Consider the following 19,553-nt stretch of genomic DNA (forward strand, 5'->3'; position numbering starts at 1 on the left):
ATTTCTTCCTATTAAATAAAAAGCACCTGCAAGGTAAGTTGGTTATTCTTCATAACGACTAATGCGGAAGATGACGTAGTTATAAGGTAGTTTAGAACTGTCTGCCTTATGTACAATTGCACCTACTTCTGCTTTGTAAATCCATTTACTCCAGTCAATCAATGTTTCATCAGCAACTTGCACAGCAATATAGTTACCCTCAGCTAGACGACAACCCATAGCTGTGTTTTCAAAATCTAGTCCCAGATAGAATTTCTGTACAGCCACATTTTCATGGCGTTGAGCCAGTAATTTGACAACTCCCAAGGTGATTTCTGTGAAAGGTGCGATCGCTGGCTGGGTAGTAGTTAAAAGTTTGAGTCCACTTTGAAAAGGTGAAGATTCTAATGCTGCTAATATTGCTTTGTCTTGCTCATTTTTAACATTCACTGTGGAGCATTCAAAGGCTATTCCCTGTGAACCTACATTCAACCCAATAAAGATAGGGTAGCCAGAAATACCAGCAGATTGTCCTTCTTGTACCCGATAGGTTTGGCTAAAGCTGACGGATTCTTGAGCATCAGCTACTTGGTTTCTCACCGCAAAAGTAATCAGGACATTGTGTGTCCCTCCACCGGGATATTTTTCAATGTGCAGGCGATCTAAACGAATGTTTACACGGTTATTTTTCAGAGTATTGTCAGCTTGAATTGCACTGGGATGTTGGATAGGTTGAGTCTGTATTGAACCTGATTTATGAGGTGCAATGTAACCAAACTGGTGAGTTGCATATATCCAAGGTTGGTCTTGAACTAAGTTTAAAAACTCTAAAATCCCTTTATCAAAACCTTTTGACTGAGAATCCGCCACAACATTGCTTTCAAAATCGGGGTCTTTCATCTGTTGCAGCTTTGCAGCTATCCATTCAGGATCTTCGGATTCGCCAATAACCTGAATGTCCTCGAATACACTACTCAACACCATGTTCTCCTCTTGAGAAATATACATTCTAACCAGCACAAAGCCTTGTACTGGTGTATTTACACAATAAACTAAACTTGATTAGATTAAGCTTAATAATTAATACTGATTTTGGCTGTATTTTTCCAGATTTTGGGTGCTTGGCTGTCAGGAATTGGGACTTGTTAAATTGTTTTCGGTATTTATCCCTATTTTCTGCCAATATGCCATAATAATAAGTAATTTGTGTGTTTAATGCGATCGCCGGTGGATAATCTCGTCATCTACTGAGGATATCGCCCAATAGAGGAAAATTTAAAACTCCTTTTGATTAGTTGTAGTACAAATATATTTAGAAAATTATGAGTACAGATGATCTACAAGCTATTATTGACAGAATTGCTAATAATCAACACACGGAAGAAGATATAGCATTATTACAACAACTGCTTACTGATAAACCTCAAATCGTATTGCAAATAGGTAAGAATATTGTCAATATTGGGGAAGGTAAAGAAATCCATATAGGCGATCGCATTTATCAACAGTGGGATAAAGAATCAATAAAGGCTTTAGTAAAAGCCATTCAAAAAGTAAGTTGGCGATGTGTAGCTAATTTAACTGAAAATGATTATACTCAAGTGGAAATTCAGTCTACTGGCATCGGATTCATAGACAAATTAGCTAAAAGTTTAACTGATTTTTCCCAACAATCTGTCATGCGTTATGGATTAAAGTTGGCATTTAGTCCTCATCAAGAATATTTTATTAGTGGTGGCAATCAAGTTATTAAACTTTGGCACACAAATACTACATGGGAAATACTCCAAGAAATTTCTGTTCCACATATTTTTGATTTATGGTTTACCTGTGTAACAATTAGTCCAGATGGTCAACTAATGGCTGCCTGTAAAGCCTATGAGATTAAAATTTGGCGGTTAGGTACATCAAATGCACTTCATACATTTGGTAAAACTTTTTTGAGTAACTTTTTAGATGTTTTTGGTTTTGATTCAGTTAACTTTAGTCCAGATGGCAGAATTTTAGCCGCCAATAACAACCAAGATATTAAATTATGGAATGTAGAAAGCGGAGAAGAAATTGCTAAATTATCTGGTCATTCTGACAAAGTGACTTGTGTTGCTTTTCATCCAAAAAACGGAAAAATTCTCGCCAGTTGTAGTTACGATAAAGCCATTAAACTATGGGATATAGAAAGTAAAAGATGTTTGGATACGCATTCGGCACATAGAGATGCTGTTTACACTCTGGCATTTAGCCCAGATGGAGAAATACTTGCTAGTGGCAGCAATGACAATAAGATTAAACTTTGGTACTGGAATACTGAAAGAATCCCTCAGACTCTCCAACAACATTCAGATGCTGTTACCTGTCTTGTATTTAGTCCAGATGGTAAAACTTTAGTTAGTGGAAGTAATGATGGGACAATTGTAGAGTGGAAAATTACTGAAAACGAAGCAAAAACTTTTCCTGAACGACATCCCAGAGGTGTGACATCTATCGCATTCAATCCAGATGGAGAAACATTAATTAGTGGAGGAAGAGATCAGACGATTAAAGTTTGGAGACGCTGGAATTAGGAAATAGGGAAAATCCTATTGATTAGTTATAGTATAAATTTTTTTAAAAAAATATGAACACAGATGATCTAAAGGCTATTATTAACAGAATTGCTAATAAGCAATACACGGAAGAAGATATAACATTATTACAACAACTGGTTACTAATAATCCACAAACTGCATCGCAAATAGGCAAGAATATCGTCAATATTGGAGAAGGGAAAGAAATACATATAGGCGATCACATTTATCAAGTTACAGATGCTGAAGCAATTAGAGAAATAGTTGCCACTCTTATTCAAGAAATACAAAAATCTCAAGAACCTATATGTCTAGCCTCAGAATTGGTTGCCACTTTAAATAATGCTAAGTTTCAAGGTGAAGAAGGTGAGCAACGCGGTACGGGAAGCTTTTATCAATATGAAATTTACCTAGAGAATCTGATTATTGAGGATGAGCAAAACCAAGATATTTATCAAAATTATAAACTGAGTGGTAATTGGTTTTCCCATGTTTATAAATATATTTATGCTTTCGACATATTGTTGGATAGACCTTGGGGATATAACAAAAAACCTTATGGTCGGTTTCAGGTTGTAGTTAAAACTATAAATGGCGTTTTGGATCAAATTCGAGTTCAAGCTGACCGATATAACGATGAAGCAAACAACTATGCAGCTAACAAAGTTGAACAGCTAATTGAGTCGAAAATAAAGGAAATAAAGCACAAAAATTAAATATGAAATTAAAGCATCTGATTCGCATATTTAAAGGAAAAGTATGGCTAAAACCGATAAGCTGAGTAACATTATTGATCGTATTCTTAACGGCAGTCAAACTGAGGAGGATATTGAACAACTGCGGCAATTGCTTAACGTGGCTGATAATCGCCAAATATCCACCCAACTGGGTAAGTATAACGTCAATATTGGGGAAGGTAAAGAAATCCATATAGGCGATCGCATTTATCAACAGTGGGATAAGGACGCGATGGAAGCTTTAGTGAAAGCCATTCAAGCAACAAGCGGTATTCATCAAAATACTCAGGATGGGGATGTAGCCGCAAGAGATATTGATAAACGTATTATTTACGAAAACTGTACAATTATTCAATTGTTGTCTAGCGATAGTAATTCTAGCAATCTTTCTCAAGAGTCTTTAAAAGATTTAGATTTTTCTCGTATCCCTCAAGAAAGTATTCAACAAGCCTATCAAAAAGCCTTACCACCTGATGCTGATGTGTGGGGTTTAGAGGGAAATAATATTACACAAATATTACAGCAACTTGAGCAATTTAGAAGATTGGTTGAATTTTTCAATAAATTAAGCCAAGATAAAAATGTTCCTCAAGAGATTCGTAATCAATTGAGTGGAGTTGCTGAAGAACTAGCATTAAAAAAGTATCCAGATGAGAATAAAAACAAAACTCCCGCAGATTTTGTTTCTAGCCAAGAGGGACAACTTCAATTCTATTTAATCGCTACCCTTGAGCGGTGTGATAATAACGAAGATTTTTTACTAAATGCTTGGTTAATTATTGATGATTCATTACCAGGAAACAACCTATCTAAGTTTATATCATTACTCGATCAAGATGAACAGCAACAAGGAACATTATGTAAATTTAAGGACATACCAATACAACTAAATAAATTCATAAAAACCAGCCTTAAATATCTTAGAGGTAAACAATATCAGTTAATTATTGAGGTATTTTTACCAAGTGATTTAATTGGTACAGAAGTAGATCGCTGGAAAATTTCAGACCCCATAGTAGAAGAAATAACTTTAGGGATTAAATACCCAATTCGACTGCGATCGCTAGAACGATTGAATCTTGATTATTTAGATTCTTATTTATCTGATTGGTATAAGTATTGGGACAAGGTAAAAACAGTTTTACATAATGAACCGATTCAAGAACTATTTGTACATCTTCAGGAGATGGAAACTTTTAATTGGAAGTCGTTGAAAAATAATTTACAGGGAAAAATCGGACTTAAAGTAACTTGCGCTCCCCCAAAAGCCAAAACAAAGGAGTTATTTAAAGCTATCTTAACCGCAACAACACCAATTGCTATTTGGACAAGATATGATATTCCTGATTTTGATCATGTGTCGGCAATAGATGAAATATTAACTTTTAAGCCATTATGTCATTTATGCGAATCCGTTAGACAGACTAGAGAACAAGCTGACGCTCAAACTGAAGAACATTTAGGGTTTCATTTAGCCATTTTGTGGGAAGATCCTTATCGTCTAACCCCTAATGTCATGCTTGAATTAACAACACCAGGACAATAACAAGGAGTTTAAATTAATAACATGACTGATTGGAAAATTTTTCAAGGTAATAGTGAACCACACGATAATATTAATCAACTTCCTCCTCCCCCAAGTTGGCGTAAATTTATCGGGACAGATGATAAAATAGTCGAACAAATTGAGCAAAGTTGGCAGAAATTCTGTGACGAGTCGGAACAGAATATTAGAGATGAGGAACGGGGTAAAAGTTTCCGTATCCACACCGATAAAAATAATGACAGAAATACTGTTATTAATATGGTCAATGCAGCCTTGTATTTAAGACGACCTTTGTTAGTTACAGGAAAACCGGGAACAGGTAAAACTTCTTTGGCTTATGCTGTGGCTTATGAACTAAAACTGGGTGCTGTATTACCTTGGTATATTACTGCTCGTTCGACCTTACAGGAAGGATTATATCGTTATGATGCGATCGCTCGTTTGCAAGATGTGCAGATGGGTGATAAAAGTAAAGATATTGGTCGCTATATTCAACTCGGTCCACTAGGTACAGCCCTTCTTCCTTCCCGTCGTCCTCGTGTTTTGCTAATTGATGAAATAGACAAAAGCGATATTAATTTACCCAATGATTTACTCAATTTGTTTGAAGAAGGTGAATTTGAAATCCCAGAATTAGCGCGAATTTCCAAAGAAGTGAATCAGGTAGAAGTTCGTACCTATGATGGCATAGATGTTCCTATCAAAGCAGGTCGAGTCCGCTGTCAAAATTTCCCTTTTATTCTCTTAACCAATAACGGTGAGCGAGATTTTCCCCCAGCATTTTTGAGGCGTTGTTTAAGGTTAAATATGCCCTATGAACCTGATGCAACTGCCTTGAAAGAAATTGTAAAAGCACATTTAGGCAGCGATATAATCACAAAAGATGAGGAAAAAATTAATCAATTAATTGCCAAATTTAGAACATTGCGAGAAGGTGGAGATATAGCAACAGACCAATTACTGAATGCCATTTATATAGTCACTCGTGAGTTTAAACCAGAAGCAGCAGAAGAGAAAGACTTAATTGATATTTTGCTGAAATACTTAACCAGTGCGGAGGACAGATGATTGACCAGTTAATTACTGCATTGAGTAAAGAAGTAGAAATGTCAGCCGCAGAAATTGCTGATACGATTTGGCTGGCACTGCAAATACAGGAATTTCCATCTGAGTCAGTCTCCTCTGGTTTTTCCATAAAAACGGAAGACGAGAGAGAAAATAGAAATCAGCTAAATCAGCAAATATTGCCAAAAAATTCCGAGCTAGGAAAAATACTAAATCAATCACCAAAAGAGCCAAAAGCAGGCATTTATCCCCGAAATGAGCAACAAACCTCAAAATTATCAAATTTATCCTTTAAAGTCCCTGATGCTCCTTCCTTACGTGAACCTTTAACCTTAGCGCGGGCGTTAAAACCCTTAATGCGTCGTGTTCCCTCTGGGAGAGAATTGGTTTTAGATGAAGCCGCTACCATCCAAAGAATTGCCGATGAAGGGCTTTGGATACCTGTACTCAAATCCACAGTAGAACCTTGGTTAGATTTGGAATTGGTGGTTGATGAAGCAATCTCCATGCAAATTTGGAGACATACCATTAGGGAATGGGAACGACTGCTGAAAAACTATGGAATTTTCCGAGATGTGCGGGTATGGGGACTAATTACCGATGAAAACGAACAAGTGCAAATTCGGCGGGGTATCGGTGCAACGGCTAAAAATCAAACTCCCCGTAGTCCCAAGGAATTAATTGACCCTAGTGGTCGGCGGTTGGTGTTGGTAGTCAGTGATTGTGTATCATCTCTGTGGCGCAATGGAGCGGTTACGCCTGTATTAGAACTCTGGGCAAAACAAGGGTCAATGGCAATTGTGCAGATGCTTCCTAAGTGGTTGTGGAAAAGAACTGCTTTAGGTAGAGCCTCAGAAGTGCGATTGCGGGGGTTGACTCCGGGGGTGTTTAACCAGAAATTAATCGCCAAGGAAGTATCTTTGTGGGATGAACTGGAAGAGGAAACGGGGGTTAAAGTTCCTGTATTTACCTTAGAACCGGATAAAGTTGCAACTTGGGCGCAAATGTTGTCTGGAAAAGGCAGTATTTGGACATTAGGATATGTATTTAAGTTAGATGCTCCGGTTAAAAAGGAAAGAGAGTTATTTAATCTTAATCATAGTGAATTGAGTGCAGAACAGCGTGTCCAGGCATTTCGTGTAACAGCTTCACCAATGGCACGAAAACTAGCAGGATTATTAGCTTCTGCACCTGTAATTAGTTTGCCAATTGTGCGATTGATTCGAGAATCACTGTTAAAAGATTCTCAACAAGTTCATGTGGCTGAGGTGTTTTTAGGGGGATTATTAAAGCCATTATCTAAGATTAATGCAGATACCAATCCTGATTATGTTCAATATGAGTTTATGGATGGGGTACGGGAGTTATTAGTTGATTCTGTTCCTTCTGAGTATGTGTTGAATGTGGTAGATGAGGTATCGAAATATGTAGCGAAAAAAGTAGGATTATCGCTGGAAGATTTTGCTGCTGTATTGAGAAATCCACAAGAAGTTGAAGATAGTGAGATTGTTGAAGAAATTAGATATTTCACAACGTTTACGGCTCATATTTTGGGACTTTTGGGTGGGGAATATGAAAAGATGAGCAAGCAGTTAAATTTGGATGATAAACCTAACCAGCAGCAAAAACTCGAAGCAAATTTGTTAAAAGATACAACACAACAGAAAAAACTACTAGCTAACCAAGAACATGAACAACCTAAAAATTATGATTATCAATATCCAAATTTTCCATCAAATATAAATCAATATGAAACTAATTTAAACCAATGGCTGAATAATATTATTGATTCAACTTGGCAGATGGTAGATCAGATTCTAGGAATACCAAAAACATCATTATTATTTGCTGTTAGAAGTAACAATAATCAACGAATTATAAGAGCCAAGAAAATTAATTTAGAAAAGAATAATATTGCTTTACTTATTGGTGTAATGCCTATTTCAGATCATGAGAGCAGCATTGTTTTACAAGTTCATTCTATGGAAGATAAAATATATTTACCTTTAGGTCTTGAAATAAGTATTTTGGATTCATCTGGAGAAAATTTACAAAAAATTATAGCTAATCATCAAGATGTGTGGATAAAACAAGAGATTACTGGCAAATGGGGAGAACAGTTTAGTATTAAGTTTCAATTAGATAATTCCATCATAGTGGATAAATTTGTGATATAAGTAACATAAGTTCCCAACTAGCAACTTGGGTTAAGTAATTAAATTAACAGGAGGTAACAATGGCAAAACTTGTTTTCTTTAAAATACTAGGAGGGAATTTTGATAGTGGTTTTTTCGTGAATATGCAAATTTTTAATGAAGATGATCGTCTTTTAATTGCAGATATTGAAGGAAATTTACCTCCGTCCAAAGATTTACCAGATCGTTATACTAAATGGCAATCTTATTATGGTCAAATAGTATCCCGTCGTAATCCTCGCTTAAGTCTGAAAAATAACGCTACAACAAGCAGTGAAGTTATTGCTGAAATTAAAAAAGCTAAGGAAGATTTACATTTCTATATTAATGATTGGCTAAAACCTGAAGGAAGTTTCATTCCAATTTGGACAGCAATCTTAACTCATTTAAAAGATGCGGATGAGGAAATTAGGGTCATATTTAAAACAGATAATTTTCAGCTAAGACGTTTACCTTTGTGTGTATGGGAGCAGTTTTTCGAAGCCCGTTATCATCGTTCTGAAATAGCTATATATTTACCACCAGTTCCATCTATTAGATTGAAAAATAACATCGAAAAAATTAAAGTTTTAGCTGTTTTAGGTAGTACAGAGATTAGCAGTGATACTACCCACTTAAGAATTGATAAGGACTGGGAAATGTTAAAACAGTTTTTATCTTCTGAATCTAATGCCGAGATTATTTCTTTAAACAGTCCTGACCTTGAACAATTAGCTGATGCACTTGATGAACAAAGACCACAGATACTTTTTTTTGCAGGGCATAGCTATACTGAAGATGAAGAAAATATTGGACAAATTGCTCTAAGTGAAAAAGAAAGCGTAACTATTGAAGACTTAAAATATGAACTTATCAAAGCAGCAAAAACTGGTTTAAAACTAGCAATTTTTAATTCCTGTGATGGTATAGGTATTGCAGAACAGTTATATAAATTACAAATTCCTAATATTATTGTTATGCGCGAACCTTTACCTGATAAAGTAGCACATCGGTTTTTACAACGTTTTTTAGAGGCATTTGCCGCAGGAAAACCTTTACATCATGCAGTACGCAGAGCGCGAGAAAAATTAAATCGTTTGGAAAGAGAATTTCCGGGAGTGATGTGGTTACCTATGATTTGGCAAAATCCAGCAGAACCTCCTCTTACCTGGGAAAGTCTTGGAGGTACTATAACAGGAAAAGCAGTAAAACAATCTAGAGAACAGAATCAACCAAATTCAGTCAATAATCAAGGTACAATGTTATGGTTGCCCACTCAAATATCTCAACCTCATCAGGAATCTTCATCATCAGTTAATCAGTCAAATTCATACATTATTTGTCCTAACTGTAATTATTCAAATCCTCATGGAACAATTCAATGTGAAGCTTGTTATACACCTTTATCTAGTAAATTAAGTTGTCCTAATTGTGGTGCAGGTATTCAAAGTAATAGTATTTACTGTGATCAATGTGGATTTAATTTAAATTCATCAACATTATCGAATAAAGAAAATAATCATCAACCTGTAAAAAGTGGATTTAATTTAAATTCATCAACATTATCGAACAAAGAAAATAATCATCAATTTTTAGAAAATATATCTTCATTTTTTTATCGCCTCGGTAATAGTTCACTCCTGGCAGGACGCTATCAAATAATTAAAATTTTAGGTGAAGGTGGATTTAGTCAAACTTATATGGCTCAGGATATACAACTTCCTGGACATCCTCTATGTGTAGTTAAAAAAATGAAAGTATCATCTTCCTTTCCAAAATCATTACAAGTTGTAAAACGGTTATTCAATACTGAAGCAGAAATTATTTATAAGCTAAATAAATATGATAAAATACCACAGCTTTTAGCTCATTTTGAAGAAAATAATAAATTTTATTTGGTACAAGAATTTATTGATGGCCATGAACTAACTGAGGAAATTTCACCAGGAAAAACTTTTAGTGAATCTGAAGTTATTCAACTTTTAGAAGAAGTCTTAGAAATCTTGGATGTTGTTCATAATCATAATATTATTCATCGTGATATTAAGCCTTCTAATCTGATTCGAAGAAAGAAAGATGGGAAATTAGTTCTAATTGATTTTGGTGCAGGTAAGGAAATTCAAATATTCAATAATCAACAGGTAAATAATTCCACGGTTATAATAGGTACAATTGGATATCTAGCACCAGAACAAATGAGAGGAAACCCCAAATTAAACAGTGATATATATTCTTTAGGTATAACAGCAATTCATGCAGTTACAGGAATTCTACCGCATGAATTCAATCAATTTTCTGAAGAAGAAATTGATTGGCATGATAAAGCAAACATTAGCTTTAAACTAACAAAAATTATAGATAAAATGGTATGTTATAATTTTAGAGAAAGATATCAATCAGCTACAGAGGTTTTAAAGGATTTGGATGTTTTAAACCGATAATCAAAAAACACTTCTTTAGTATAGAGCCTGTTTCGGATCTTTGGTCAAAACATTGATGCAACAAGACTTTCATTACTTCTGCAAAAGCCTTGTTTCTAAAATAGATGTAACCTCTTCATCCGTAGGGGCAGGCGCATCAGTTTTCGCAATGCCTACTAAACTTGATGCAATGCCCTTATGTTTAACTGTCAATGCAGGTTTTGATCGCAGCGATTTCATTAAAATATTGATTAATTCCCAACGATCATCTTCAGGAAGCATTAGAACTTGTTCGTGAAGTTTCTGAAAAGTCATAGCGATTTGAGCCATAGAATAAATTTACATAGAATTGTACCAAATTTTCTCATGTCACTTCAATCAATAGCGATCGCTTATCTCATCTTATCTCATCGGACGAACCACACTAACCAATTTACCTAGCAATCATTGATGAAATGATGTCACTACCAAAAGAATTGCAACTTGTCAATGTATTCAGTGTACAAGCTCCAAGAAAAGTTTTTCTAGAATAAATTGCACTTACTTTTATCTGTGATTAATACCTACCATATTTTACTAATTTGAGTTTAGATTTGCAAAATGATCCCGAAGTAAACGATGAATAAATATATATCCACCACCCACTTTTTGCAGAAATATTCTTTCAGTAGCATAATCTAAAAAAGCAGTATAATTCCAAGGACTACATCTAGTGATATAAGCAACAATTCGTAAATTAATATGTTGTAAACAAGCTACTCCTGCTTGCGTAAGACCGAAGAATAAACCAGCAATCATACCAGCGATAATGAGATTGACATTGCTGATTTGATTTTGTAGAGAGCTTGAATTAGTAATTATTGATAATAATCCTTTGGTTTGAAATGCCGCAGGTATACCTAATCCCACAGCACCAATAATTGAAAACAAGATTGTATTTTTAATTGATTGCCATATACCCTGATTAGGAAATGTAGTTTTTTCTAGATTTGGTCCTTGAATGCCAAAAATTATGCTAATTAATAATCCAACTATTAAAAAAACATTCATCCCTGTTAATTTCCAAGTTACTAATCCAGCAATCATTCCCCCAATTAATGATTTACTGAGATTCTTAATTGACCAATTCAATGTTTCCACTGGTTCTATTTCACGAGAGACTTTACCTATTGTTAAAGCTGCCCAAATTGCACTTATTGTGGCAAACAAAAGAGCCAGTATAGCTGCTAAAACCAATCCCCAATATCCTTCAAACAATACGCCAAGGGTTAACCAAACAATCATGCCAATTAATAAGCCGCCAATGCTACTAAAACTTAAACTAAAAACTAAGGAATATAATAATCTTGTCTTTTTACTGTTTAACCAATTGGGTTGCATTCTTTCAATGAGAAATATAGTTTGAGAACGCTGGTGCATTTTTTTAGCTAACCAACTTAACCATTTTTGAATGAGTATATCTGGGTAGTATTGTTTGTATTTGTGGCGATTTGTATAGCCTATATTTGGGTTACGTTGAGAGAGCATTAGCTGAATATATCGCTTGAATAAATCTCTGTATCGATCTGTTTCTGACATTCTCGAAATTTCCTGTTCAGAAAATGTCGCGTATACCAGGATCATCATATTCAATGTAAGTGGAGATTTTGCCAATTCCTGTAAAACTACATCATTTTTAAATGCTGATCTCAATCCTGCAAGAAAAGTAAAACCTGCCTCAGCTTTTGTAAAGAAATAATCAATTTGTTCAGCAGTTAAAGGTTGAACGTAGATAGCTCGTTGAAATTGGAGATGGCTTTTGAGTGCTTTGTAATATTCCACAGAACTAGATACAACTACCTCTGTTATTTGGTGTTGTTGAATGAATTGGTTAATGGTTTGAATGCAGGAATCCGCGTAATTACTTCTTACTTCATCTAGCCCATCTAAAATTAACATCAGCTTTTGAGAATTAATCCATTGCTGACCGAGAGTTTTAGATACATGATATTTTTCATTCAGTTCTTGTAGTAACCATTCATTTAAAGTTTGTTTTTCGCCTTTCCAAGTAGATAGGTTAAATATAATTGGTATAGATAATTTATTATCTTGTTCGGCATTAGTAATTAATTCTGCTGCTAATTCTATCAATGTTGTAGTTTTGCCAGATGCAGAGTTTCCTAAAATCAGCAATCTTTTAGCTGTCTCCATTTCATTCCAGACATCAATTACCCTTGTACCCGGAGGGAGTTGTTCTGGAATTTCCTGTACTATATTCTGGTGATCAGCGATCGCATCCCAGCGTTCTTCTAAACCCAATTCCACCCATAAACTACTATGTAATGATTTTTCTAACACTCCTTCTACCCAATAGGTTTTAACTTTATTTAATAAAATGGATTCATTTTCTGGTCTGCGGCGTTTTTGCTCAGATAAATCTGGCTGTAGTTCATACCATGAAATAGGTAAGTGGGCAGGATTTTGATTAATTAATGGCAACCAAGCGATTCCTGGGTATTTTTCTTGCCACTTCTTTTGTAATTCTTTTCTGGCTATACTTACAGACTTATAAAAAGATTTATGATTAGTATAGGCTTTGAGAAAGTGATCTAAAAAATCTGGTGCTACTTCATCGGGCAATGTTTCCCGCATGACAATTACTTGCGGCATTTGCAAAGTTGCCATTTCTCGTGCTAGTCCCAAACCATCGCAGGAATTAAAGATTGCTAATTTTAAACCGTGAGCGATCGCCTCTTTTAAATCATCTCTGAGATCATCCAAGGGAACATTGAGGTTTTCCGTTAATTGCAAATAGCCAACCCCAGTTTTTTCATCTGTATAACTGTGACCACTAAAAACTAAAATATCCCAAGGGTGCGATCTTAATTTTTGTTGAAGACTTTCTAAAATCAATTCTTCTTTTTTGGCATCAAAAATTTCTGGGTTTACACCAGTTATTCTCTTAATTGCTTCATAATCAGGATTAACATCTAAACCTGCACTATTGCCTCTAACTATTAAAATATTTACCGCATTTTTGGCAACCCATGATAACATCTGGCTGGCTTTAAATTCTTGTAAACCAATTGCCAATTCTGGGTTAGACACATTTTTAGTAGCAGAAATTGCCACTTCTGTTTTCGGAGCATATCTAGCAAACCAGTCCCATAAATGCCAAGGTAAACGCTGCGCTTCTAAATTATCGGTTTGAATAATCACCTGAATTTCATCACTCCAGCGCAACTGGCAATGTAACCCATCTATAATTTTCTGCCATTCTTTATCCTGTGAATTTAACCAAATATTAAAGTTCTGAATAAAGTCTAATTCAAAATTACGATCATTAGCATTTTTCTTTCTAGTTTTATATTTTGTTTTACCACCTCCTCTGGATTTCATTCTCTTTGTATTAAAACTTTCTTGCCAAATTTTGTATTGTTGATAGATGGAAGGATTTGCTGGTAATTTGCCCTTAAACTCCGCAAAGGTTACATCCTTATCTATTTGCATCTGAACCGTAACATTAAACCCTAGATGCAAATATCCTTCTAATTCAAATTTCACTACAATTACTTTGTCCATTACTTAATTCTGTCAATTTTGATTTAAACCTCAAAATATTCTGTGTAATTAACATCTCTTAAAGATATTTGCACACTCATACAATATCCTGGTTCAGCTTCTAAAAGTTCTATTTGAATATAATTACTAGATTGTCCTGCTTCTTCCTCTTCCAATAATTCTCCATCTTCATCATCAAAAATACTCAGTTTCAAACCGGAAGGTAAAGCCAATGCGTTTCCAGCCGGATAAAGTCGAAATAGGATGTTAAATTCATTATCAGTTTCGGAAGTCACAGATACCAATAAAGCAACAATATTTTCGGCAAGATTGATTAACTTAACACGACTAATTTCTCCTGCAAGACGTTCATTAATACCGCGACGGACAGCAATCAATTCTTGCTCTGTGCGCCAAGATTCACTAAATTTATTTCGCAACCAATCTTTGCTGATTCTAACTTTTGCAAACTCTTGTGATAATTCAGAAGTTGATTCAATTTCTTCTAGATGATCTATTAAACTTTCGATTGCTCTCAAATCTTTAATTTGGATTACTTCTGGTAAATTATTTGCATCTAAAGATGGTACAAAACCCAAGATTTCCACTTCATTAAGTTGTGTATCTCTAAATAAAACTACTACACAGCCAATTCTCTCGTCCCTAGCTTCTAGAGGTATGTTTATTACTCCTTGTAACTCATCAATAAAAATGGGGCGGCACTCCAATTTACCCACATTAGGAATTACCAAATCTGCCACATCATAAGCAGATTGTAATATCGGGTTCCAGCTTTCACTTTCTTCCAAATTAGTAGGAATTTGCAACCAATTTAAATAACAATGAACTGCGTAAACTGCCAAAGTATTCAAATAAACTCGTCTACCTTTCTGCACAGTCAATTGTTCAGCCGCAAAATCATCAGCTAAATCTTTAGCTTTTGCATCAATGGGGATGGTAATTATTTCAGTTTCAAGAGTAAACATGATATTTAAGGATTAGATTTATTTAATGTTTAAGTTGTTTTTGTAGCTGAAAATTAATTTTGCTGAGTAATGGCAAAGATTTCTGTTCCCAAAAATCTTTAATTTTTTCAGTTGTAATTTTTTTAATTCCTTGATTTTGCATATTTTGGGCAATTTCATCGAAAGATTTTGGGGGATTTTGAAACTCAGGTAGCAGTTGCATTGCTAAAAACTGAGCATTACAAGCATCATCATATTTACAACATTTTTTTAATAAATCATCTTGATCTTCCTCAATATAATGTTTTAATATTCCGGGAATGTATCCAATTTCTAGACTAATAGTTACTAATAAAAGTTTACATTCTCTGTTCCATCGAGAATAAACTGTCTGATAATTAATACCTACTTGTTCAGTAAGTAATTTAAAATCATCAGGAGGTTCTTTCAATAATAATCGTTCTGCCAGAAATTTACAATTGCACTTTTGGCACTCTCTAGGGTGACAGTTGCGTAATTTACCTTGCGGGTCTTGAATAATATAATCTTCTATTTTTGACCAAAATCTTTGAATTTCTTGGTCTTGAAGTTTCCGAATATAAATATCTAATCCATCTGGATCTCCTGCATCTCGACGACGTTTCAATGCAGGAGTATTAGAGTCAGTATTAGAAACTAGATCAGCGAAGGTTATTTCATCATTACCTATTTCACCATGAGAAAGTTTTTTATCTAATGGAATGTAGTTTTCATCTGGGGAATATAAATCTTTAATTCTCCAGTAGAGATAGCCATTAATCCAATTTAATAAACTTTTTTGAATTGACGGCGTTCCTGGCTCAAATTTTTGATGTTTTTTGCCAGCCATTCCCAAGTTAGGTTGAGAGCCGATGGATAATTGCTATGAGATGATTTTAGTAATCCTGGAATTTTTTGAGCTTTACTAATTAGTCTAGAAACTGCCCTTCTATATGCAGAACTTGTCTCTGATTCATTAGCGATTATTGTTAGGAGTTCACAGAGAGATTTATCTTCTGGTGTACCATCTAAAAACTGTTCTAGTAACTCTATCATAGAATGATTTGATTGAGCTTGTGGCTCATATATGTCAGCATGGTACAAAAGTTATCATATTGCTGTATACCAAAAGTTAGCCATGTTTGTAAATAGATATTTGAGAATTGTTACTTTTTGTAATCCAAAGTCAATTGGTTATAAATAAATTTCACCCGAATTTATCCTCATTCTGCAAAACTGATTATCTGAAAGTAAGGATTTTGTTTGTATAGCCATATTTTTGAAATAGAGTCTATATTTGCAAAACTTAAAATTTTACAGTCCAACCAAACTTATGATATGCTCACTTACTTCTATCTTTGATTCTATAAAAATTTTATTTTTGATTGAAAGATGTAAATTTATTCTATCGCTAAAGATTCATACCAATCAATTGAAAAGCCTGTTGAATACCTGCTGCTAAAGAATTTTTCTGCTGCATTGTGTAAAGTTCACTGGCTTTGCGATAAGCTGATAACATTTCCCGAAAATTCTCCACTTGACCATTTTGATTTTTAAGATTTAGTAAAACCCAACCTAAATTATGATATGCTTGGGCATAATTTCGGTTTAAGTGAATTGCTTTTTCTAGATGTATGCGCCCTTGCGCCCATTGCCCTAATTTACCGTACAAAGTACCCAGACGAAAGCAAACAAGGGCATAGGGTGGGAATTTTTGACTATGAATTTCATAAACTTGGATAGCACCTTGAACATTTTGCAAATGTTCTTGAGTAATGCCATGATTTATTAATATCCAACTAGGAACTTGTGTTTTATGGCTGGCTTGTTCAAAATTGTAAAGGGCATCATTCCATAAACCATACTTTGCCTTTTTCCAACCCATTAAACCCCAGGCTACAGAACTATCAGGTACTTGAGCAATAAATTCTTGAATGCGTCTTTCTACATCGTTAGCTTGTTGAGTAATTACTGCTTTTTCTAATGCTATAATTAGGTATGGATAAATCCATAATTGTGATTCTTTATAATTACTTAATGGTGTTTGCTTTAACCTAAAAACTGCTTGGGTAGCAGCGCGAACGGCAGGTCTCCATTGCTGTTGTTTGACAGATATCCATGCTTGTATACCTAAAGCAAAAGTACAATTACTATCCACTGATAGTGCCTGATTTACAACTATTTCCGCCTGTTGCCAATTACCAGATTTACCTAACGCCCAAGCCAGATTAGCTTGTATCCAAGTTTCTTGAGGAGATAAATTAGCCGCTTGTTGCAAATATTTTGCAGCTTCTGTCCAATTTGATTTACGACAATTAACCAGTCCTAATACTCCATATCCTCTACCATCTTTTTGTTGTAATTGAATTGCTTTTTGAGCAGCTAACTCTGCTTTTCTATCATCAATATACATTTGTATTAAGGCTAGTTCAACTGTGGCTTCTCCATTACTTGGTTCATTGGTAAGTATTTTTTCATAAATCTGAACAGCTTCGACTAATTTTCCTTGTTTGACTAATTCATGCGCTCTTTTCTGAATAGGTGAAATAAATTTACCATTTAAAGCATCTATTAATTCATCAGCAGTTTGAAAACGATCTTCAGCCCTAAACTGCATTCCTGTAATAATAATTTTTTCAATTAAAGGACTCAGGTTAGAATTGAATTTTCGAGGTGACTCAAATGGATCTGGATTTTTACTAGATAAAGCACCGGCTCTTTCTGCCGAGTTAACTGGTAATTGTCCAGTTAATAATTCATAAAAAGATGCACATAAAGCATAAAAATCAGTTGCAGGAAAGCGTTGAGCTTTTGATAGATACTGTTCATAAGGAGCATATTCTGCTGTTAATATACCAGTCATACGTGCGGTTTGCCCAGCAATAAATTCTCTGGCTGCACCAAAATCAATTAATACGGCTCTATCTGGATGTACAATAATAATATTGTCTGGTTTTATGTCTCTATGAAGTAAGTTATTACCATGAATAACTTTTAAAGCATCAGCAATTTGTAAAAAATAATACTTTGCCCGATTTTCTTCTAGAATCCCTTCTTCTTTTAAGATTTTGTCTAATGGTTTACCAGAAAGTAACTCCATTACTATATATGCAGTGTCATTTTCTTGAAACCAATCATAAACTTTGACAATATGAGAATGAACGCATTTCTGGACGTTACTAGCTTCCGTCTGAAATTCTGTAATTTGTTTTTGTCGGTCAACGGGGGCAATTGAACTAGGCCAAAATACTGTACTCCCTTGTCTAGCAGCACCTTCAGGCCAAAGTTCTTTAATAGCAACAGGTGCGGAATTTTGTACATAAATGCCTTTATATGTAATTCCAAATCCACCTTGTCCTAAGATTTTTTCTATTTTATATTTTCCCTGTCCTAGTAATGTACCGGATTGAAGAGCAGATGGACTTGGAGCATTGGTACTAAGAGGAGTACCACAAGAAATACAGCTAACTGCATTGTCAGCATTATCGGTAAGGCAACTTGGGCATTGAATAGACATTTTATGAAAACCAGTCTTCTAATTTTGGTTTTGATTTGAAAAAGAACGGATTATATCTATGTCATGAAGACTGCTGGTAGGATCTTTTGTTATTCTAATTAGTAATGCACCAGCCTCTTTCCATAAATACTCAAAATGGTTGTCAGTATCATCCATTAATTCTTGTCCGCCTATATGAAATGCTGGGTATTCACCACCATTAGAGTGTGAAAAATACATCCATGCAATTCTACAATCTTTTGAATCTGAGTAGTAACCAATTGGTGAAAACAAGTTTTTATGAAATTTTACCTCTATTGACCCCTTAATCGGTATCCCTTTATTGTGGTATTGCTTTTCCAAATCCTGAAAAAGATTATCTAATTTACCCAAAAACGCGTTTGAAATAAGCGGAAAATTATTTTTTCTAGCCAATCCAGATTGGTATAGACAATCTAAAAGAGATGACTCTGGGTGTAAAATTAAAATTTTCAACTTACATCCATCCACAATTTTTTCTCGGATATTTTTTAAATCCTGTGAACCTGCAAAAATTGAAATTTCGTTTTCAAATAAACATAATATTCTAATTTCTTGACCCTCTATAGCTGCATTAAAACTATTTTTAATTAAATCATCATAGTCTTTTTTGTGCCTAAAAAATTCTTTTAGGTATCTTGTGGGTTTCGCATTATTAATAATGTCCTGAATTTGTTCCAAAGTTTCTCTTTTTAAACCAATATCAAGTACAAAAATTGTGATTGCTGCTTGTAAAAAATTTGAACCTAAACCTCCAAGCAAAGGAGAACCTATAGAACATTTCCAAGATTGTTGATTTGGATTTGATTGTTGACGACATTGTGGTTGCAAATAATAACTATCAGTAACTTGTAATACAACCCCAAAAAAACCTAGCAAAAACAATAACTTAAAAACTTTGCTTCCAGTAGAGGTTATTAATTGTAAAAACCGATTTTTGTTGGTTTTAGATAGCATGATGTCTGATCCTTTTGTATGATGATGAATTTGCTCGTAATCAATTTGTTAAC

14 protein-coding genes are annotated in these 19,553 nt (G+C 34.5%); 6 read left to right on the forward strand and 8 right to left on the reverse strand.

The annotated features are described in order from the left end of the window. Nucleotides 1-42: 42 nt before the first annotated feature. Nucleotides 43-987 (reverse strand): hypothetical protein, encoded by a 945-nt coding sequence (locus ANA_RS16990; protein WP_015081249.1) that lies wholly within the window; start codon nucleotides 985-987, stop codon nucleotides 43-45. 314 nt (nucleotides 988-1,301) lie between these two features. Here ANA_RS16990 and ANA_RS16995 point away from each other — a divergent pair, with 314 nt between their 5' ends. The 6 genes from ANA_RS16995 to ANA_RS23700 are packed head-to-tail and all read left to right on the forward strand — an operon-like array spanning nucleotide 1,302 to nucleotide 10,506. Continuing rightward, nucleotides 1,302-2,540, forward strand: a complete 1,239-nt coding sequence (locus ANA_RS16995; RefSeq protein ID WP_015081250.1) for a WD40 repeat domain-containing protein — start codon at nucleotides 1,302-1,304, stop codon at nucleotides 2,538-2,540. Between the two features lie 53 nt (nucleotides 2,541-2,593). Then, the gene (locus tag ANA_RS17000; RefSeq protein ID WP_015081251.1) at nucleotides 2,594-3,259 is read left to right on the forward strand and encodes a hypothetical protein; all 666 of its coding nucleotides are present in this window, start codon (nucleotides 2,594-2,596) and stop codon (nucleotides 3,257-3,259) included. 43 nt (nucleotides 3,260-3,302) lie between these two features. Then, nucleotides 3,303-4,826: a VMAP-C domain-containing protein gene (locus ANA_RS17005; protein WP_015081252.1), complete on the forward strand. Its 1,524-nt coding sequence runs from the start codon at nucleotides 3,303-3,305 to the stop codon at nucleotides 4,824-4,826. 21 nt (nucleotides 4,827-4,847) lie between these two features. Next, nucleotides 4,848-5,894 (forward strand): AAA family ATPase, encoded by a 1,047-nt coding sequence (locus ANA_RS17010; protein ID WP_015081253.1) that lies wholly within the window; start codon nucleotides 4,848-4,850, stop codon nucleotides 5,892-5,894. Continuing rightward, nucleotides 5,891-8,068, forward strand: a complete 2,178-nt coding sequence (locus tag ANA_RS17015; RefSeq protein ID WP_015081254.1) for a DUF1822 family protein — start codon at nucleotides 5,891-5,893, stop codon at nucleotides 8,066-8,068. Before ANA_RS17010 ends, ANA_RS17015 begins: the two co-directional genes overlap by 4 nt. Before the next feature lie 59 nt (nucleotides 8,069-8,127). Continuing rightward, the gene (locus ANA_RS23700; RefSeq protein WP_015081255.1) at nucleotides 8,128-10,506 is read left to right on the forward strand and encodes a protein kinase domain-containing protein; all 2,379 of its coding nucleotides are present in this window, start codon (nucleotides 8,128-8,130) and stop codon (nucleotides 10,504-10,506) included. A gap of 72 nt (nucleotides 10,507-10,578) precedes the next feature. On the opposite strand, the gene ANA_RS17025 is transcribed toward ANA_RS23700, so the two are convergent. The 7 genes from ANA_RS17025 to ANA_RS17050 form a co-directional block, all read right to left on the reverse strand. Next, on the reverse strand, nucleotides 10,579-10,815 hold the full coding sequence (locus ANA_RS17025) for a hypothetical protein (RefSeq protein ID WP_235081880.1): 237 nt from the start codon (nucleotides 10,813-10,815) through the stop codon (nucleotides 10,579-10,581). Between the two features lie 246 nt (nucleotides 10,816-11,061). Then, nucleotides 11,062-14,046, reverse strand: a complete 2,985-nt coding sequence (locus ANA_RS23705; RefSeq protein ID WP_015081257.1) for a CHAT domain-containing protein — start codon at nucleotides 14,044-14,046, stop codon at nucleotides 11,062-11,064. A gap of 23 nt (nucleotides 14,047-14,069) precedes the next feature. Beyond that, nucleotides 14,070-15,011, reverse strand: a complete 942-nt coding sequence (locus tag ANA_RS17035; protein WP_015081258.1) for a DUF1822 family protein — start codon at nucleotides 15,009-15,011, stop codon at nucleotides 14,070-14,072. 22 nt (nucleotides 15,012-15,033) lie between these two features. Next, entirely contained in the window at nucleotides 15,034-15,858 is an 825-nt protein-coding gene (locus tag ANA_RS17040) for a hypothetical protein (protein ID WP_051155212.1), read from the reverse strand. Next, nucleotides 15,795-16,064 carry a hypothetical protein gene (locus tag ANA_RS26120; protein WP_148279075.1) on the reverse strand — a complete coding sequence of 90 codons (270 nt, stop codon included), beginning with the start codon at nucleotides 16,062-16,064 and terminating at the stop codon, nucleotides 15,795-15,797. Before ANA_RS26120 ends, ANA_RS17040 begins: the two co-directional genes overlap by 64 nt. A gap of 355 nt (nucleotides 16,065-16,419) precedes the next feature. Continuing rightward, on the reverse strand, nucleotides 16,420-18,525 hold the full coding sequence (locus ANA_RS17045; protein WP_015081259.1) for a protein kinase domain-containing protein: 2,106 nt from the start codon (nucleotides 18,523-18,525) through the stop codon (nucleotides 16,420-16,422). An 18-nt stretch (nucleotides 18,526-18,543) separates the two neighbouring features. Continuing rightward, the gene (locus ANA_RS17050; RefSeq protein WP_015081260.1) at nucleotides 18,544-19,500 is read right to left on the reverse strand and encodes a hypothetical protein; all 957 of its coding nucleotides are present in this window, start codon (nucleotides 19,498-19,500) and stop codon (nucleotides 18,544-18,546) included. Nucleotides 19,501-19,553: the final 53 nt, after the last annotated feature.

It is taken from the genome of Anabaena sp. 90 (genome assembly GCF_000312705.1).
Classification (GTDB): domain Bacteria; phylum Cyanobacteriota; class Cyanobacteriia; order Cyanobacteriales; family Nostocaceae; genus Dolichospermum; species Dolichospermum lemmermannii.

Coding starts and splice junctions, on each gene's coding strand:
- ANA_RS16990 (WP_015081249.1), bottom strand. CDS start 987: ATGTATATTTCTCAAGAGGAGAACATGGTGTTGAGTAGTGTATTCGAG.
- ANA_RS16995 (WP_015081250.1), top strand. CDS start 1,302: ATGAGTACAGATGATCTACAAGCTATTATTGACAGAATTGCTAATAAT.
- ANA_RS17000 (WP_015081251.1), top strand. CDS start 2,594: ATGAACACAGATGATCTAAAGGCTATTATTAACAGAATTGCTAATAAG.
- ANA_RS17005 (WP_015081252.1), top strand. CDS start 3,303: ATGGCTAAAACCGATAAGCTGAGTAACATTATTGATCGTATTCTTAAC.
- ANA_RS17010 (WP_015081253.1), top strand. CDS start 4,848: ATGACTGATTGGAAAATTTTTCAAGGTAATAGTGAACCACACGATAAT.
- ANA_RS17015 (WP_015081254.1), top strand. CDS start 5,891: ATGATTGACCAGTTAATTACTGCATTGAGTAAAGAAGTAGAAATGTCA.
- ANA_RS23700 (WP_015081255.1), top strand. CDS start 8,128: ATGGCAAAACTTGTTTTCTTTAAAATACTAGGAGGGAATTTTGATAGT.
- ANA_RS17025 (WP_235081880.1), bottom strand. CDS start 10,815: ATGGCTCAAATCGCTATGACTTTTCAGAAACTTCACGAACAAGTTCTA.
- ANA_RS23705 (WP_015081257.1), bottom strand. CDS start 14,046: ATGGACAAAGTAATTGTAGTGAAATTTGAATTAGAAGGATATTTGCAT.
- ANA_RS17035 (WP_015081258.1), bottom strand. CDS start 15,011: ATGTTTACTCTTGAAACTGAAATAATTACCATCCCCATTGATGCAAAA.
- ANA_RS17040 (WP_051155212.1), bottom strand. CDS start 15,858: ATGGCTGGCAAAAAACATCAAAAATTTGAGCCAGGAACGCCGTCAATT.
- ANA_RS26120 (WP_148279075.1), bottom strand. CDS start 16,064: ATGATAGAGTTACTAGAACAGTTTTTAGATGGTACACCAGAAGATAAA.
- ANA_RS17045 (WP_015081259.1), bottom strand. CDS start 18,525: ATGTCTATTCAATGCCCAAGTTGCCTTACCGATAATGCTGACAATGCA.
- ANA_RS17050 (WP_015081260.1), bottom strand. CDS start 19,500: ATGCTATCTAAAACCAACAAAAATCGGTTTTTACAATTAATAACCTCT.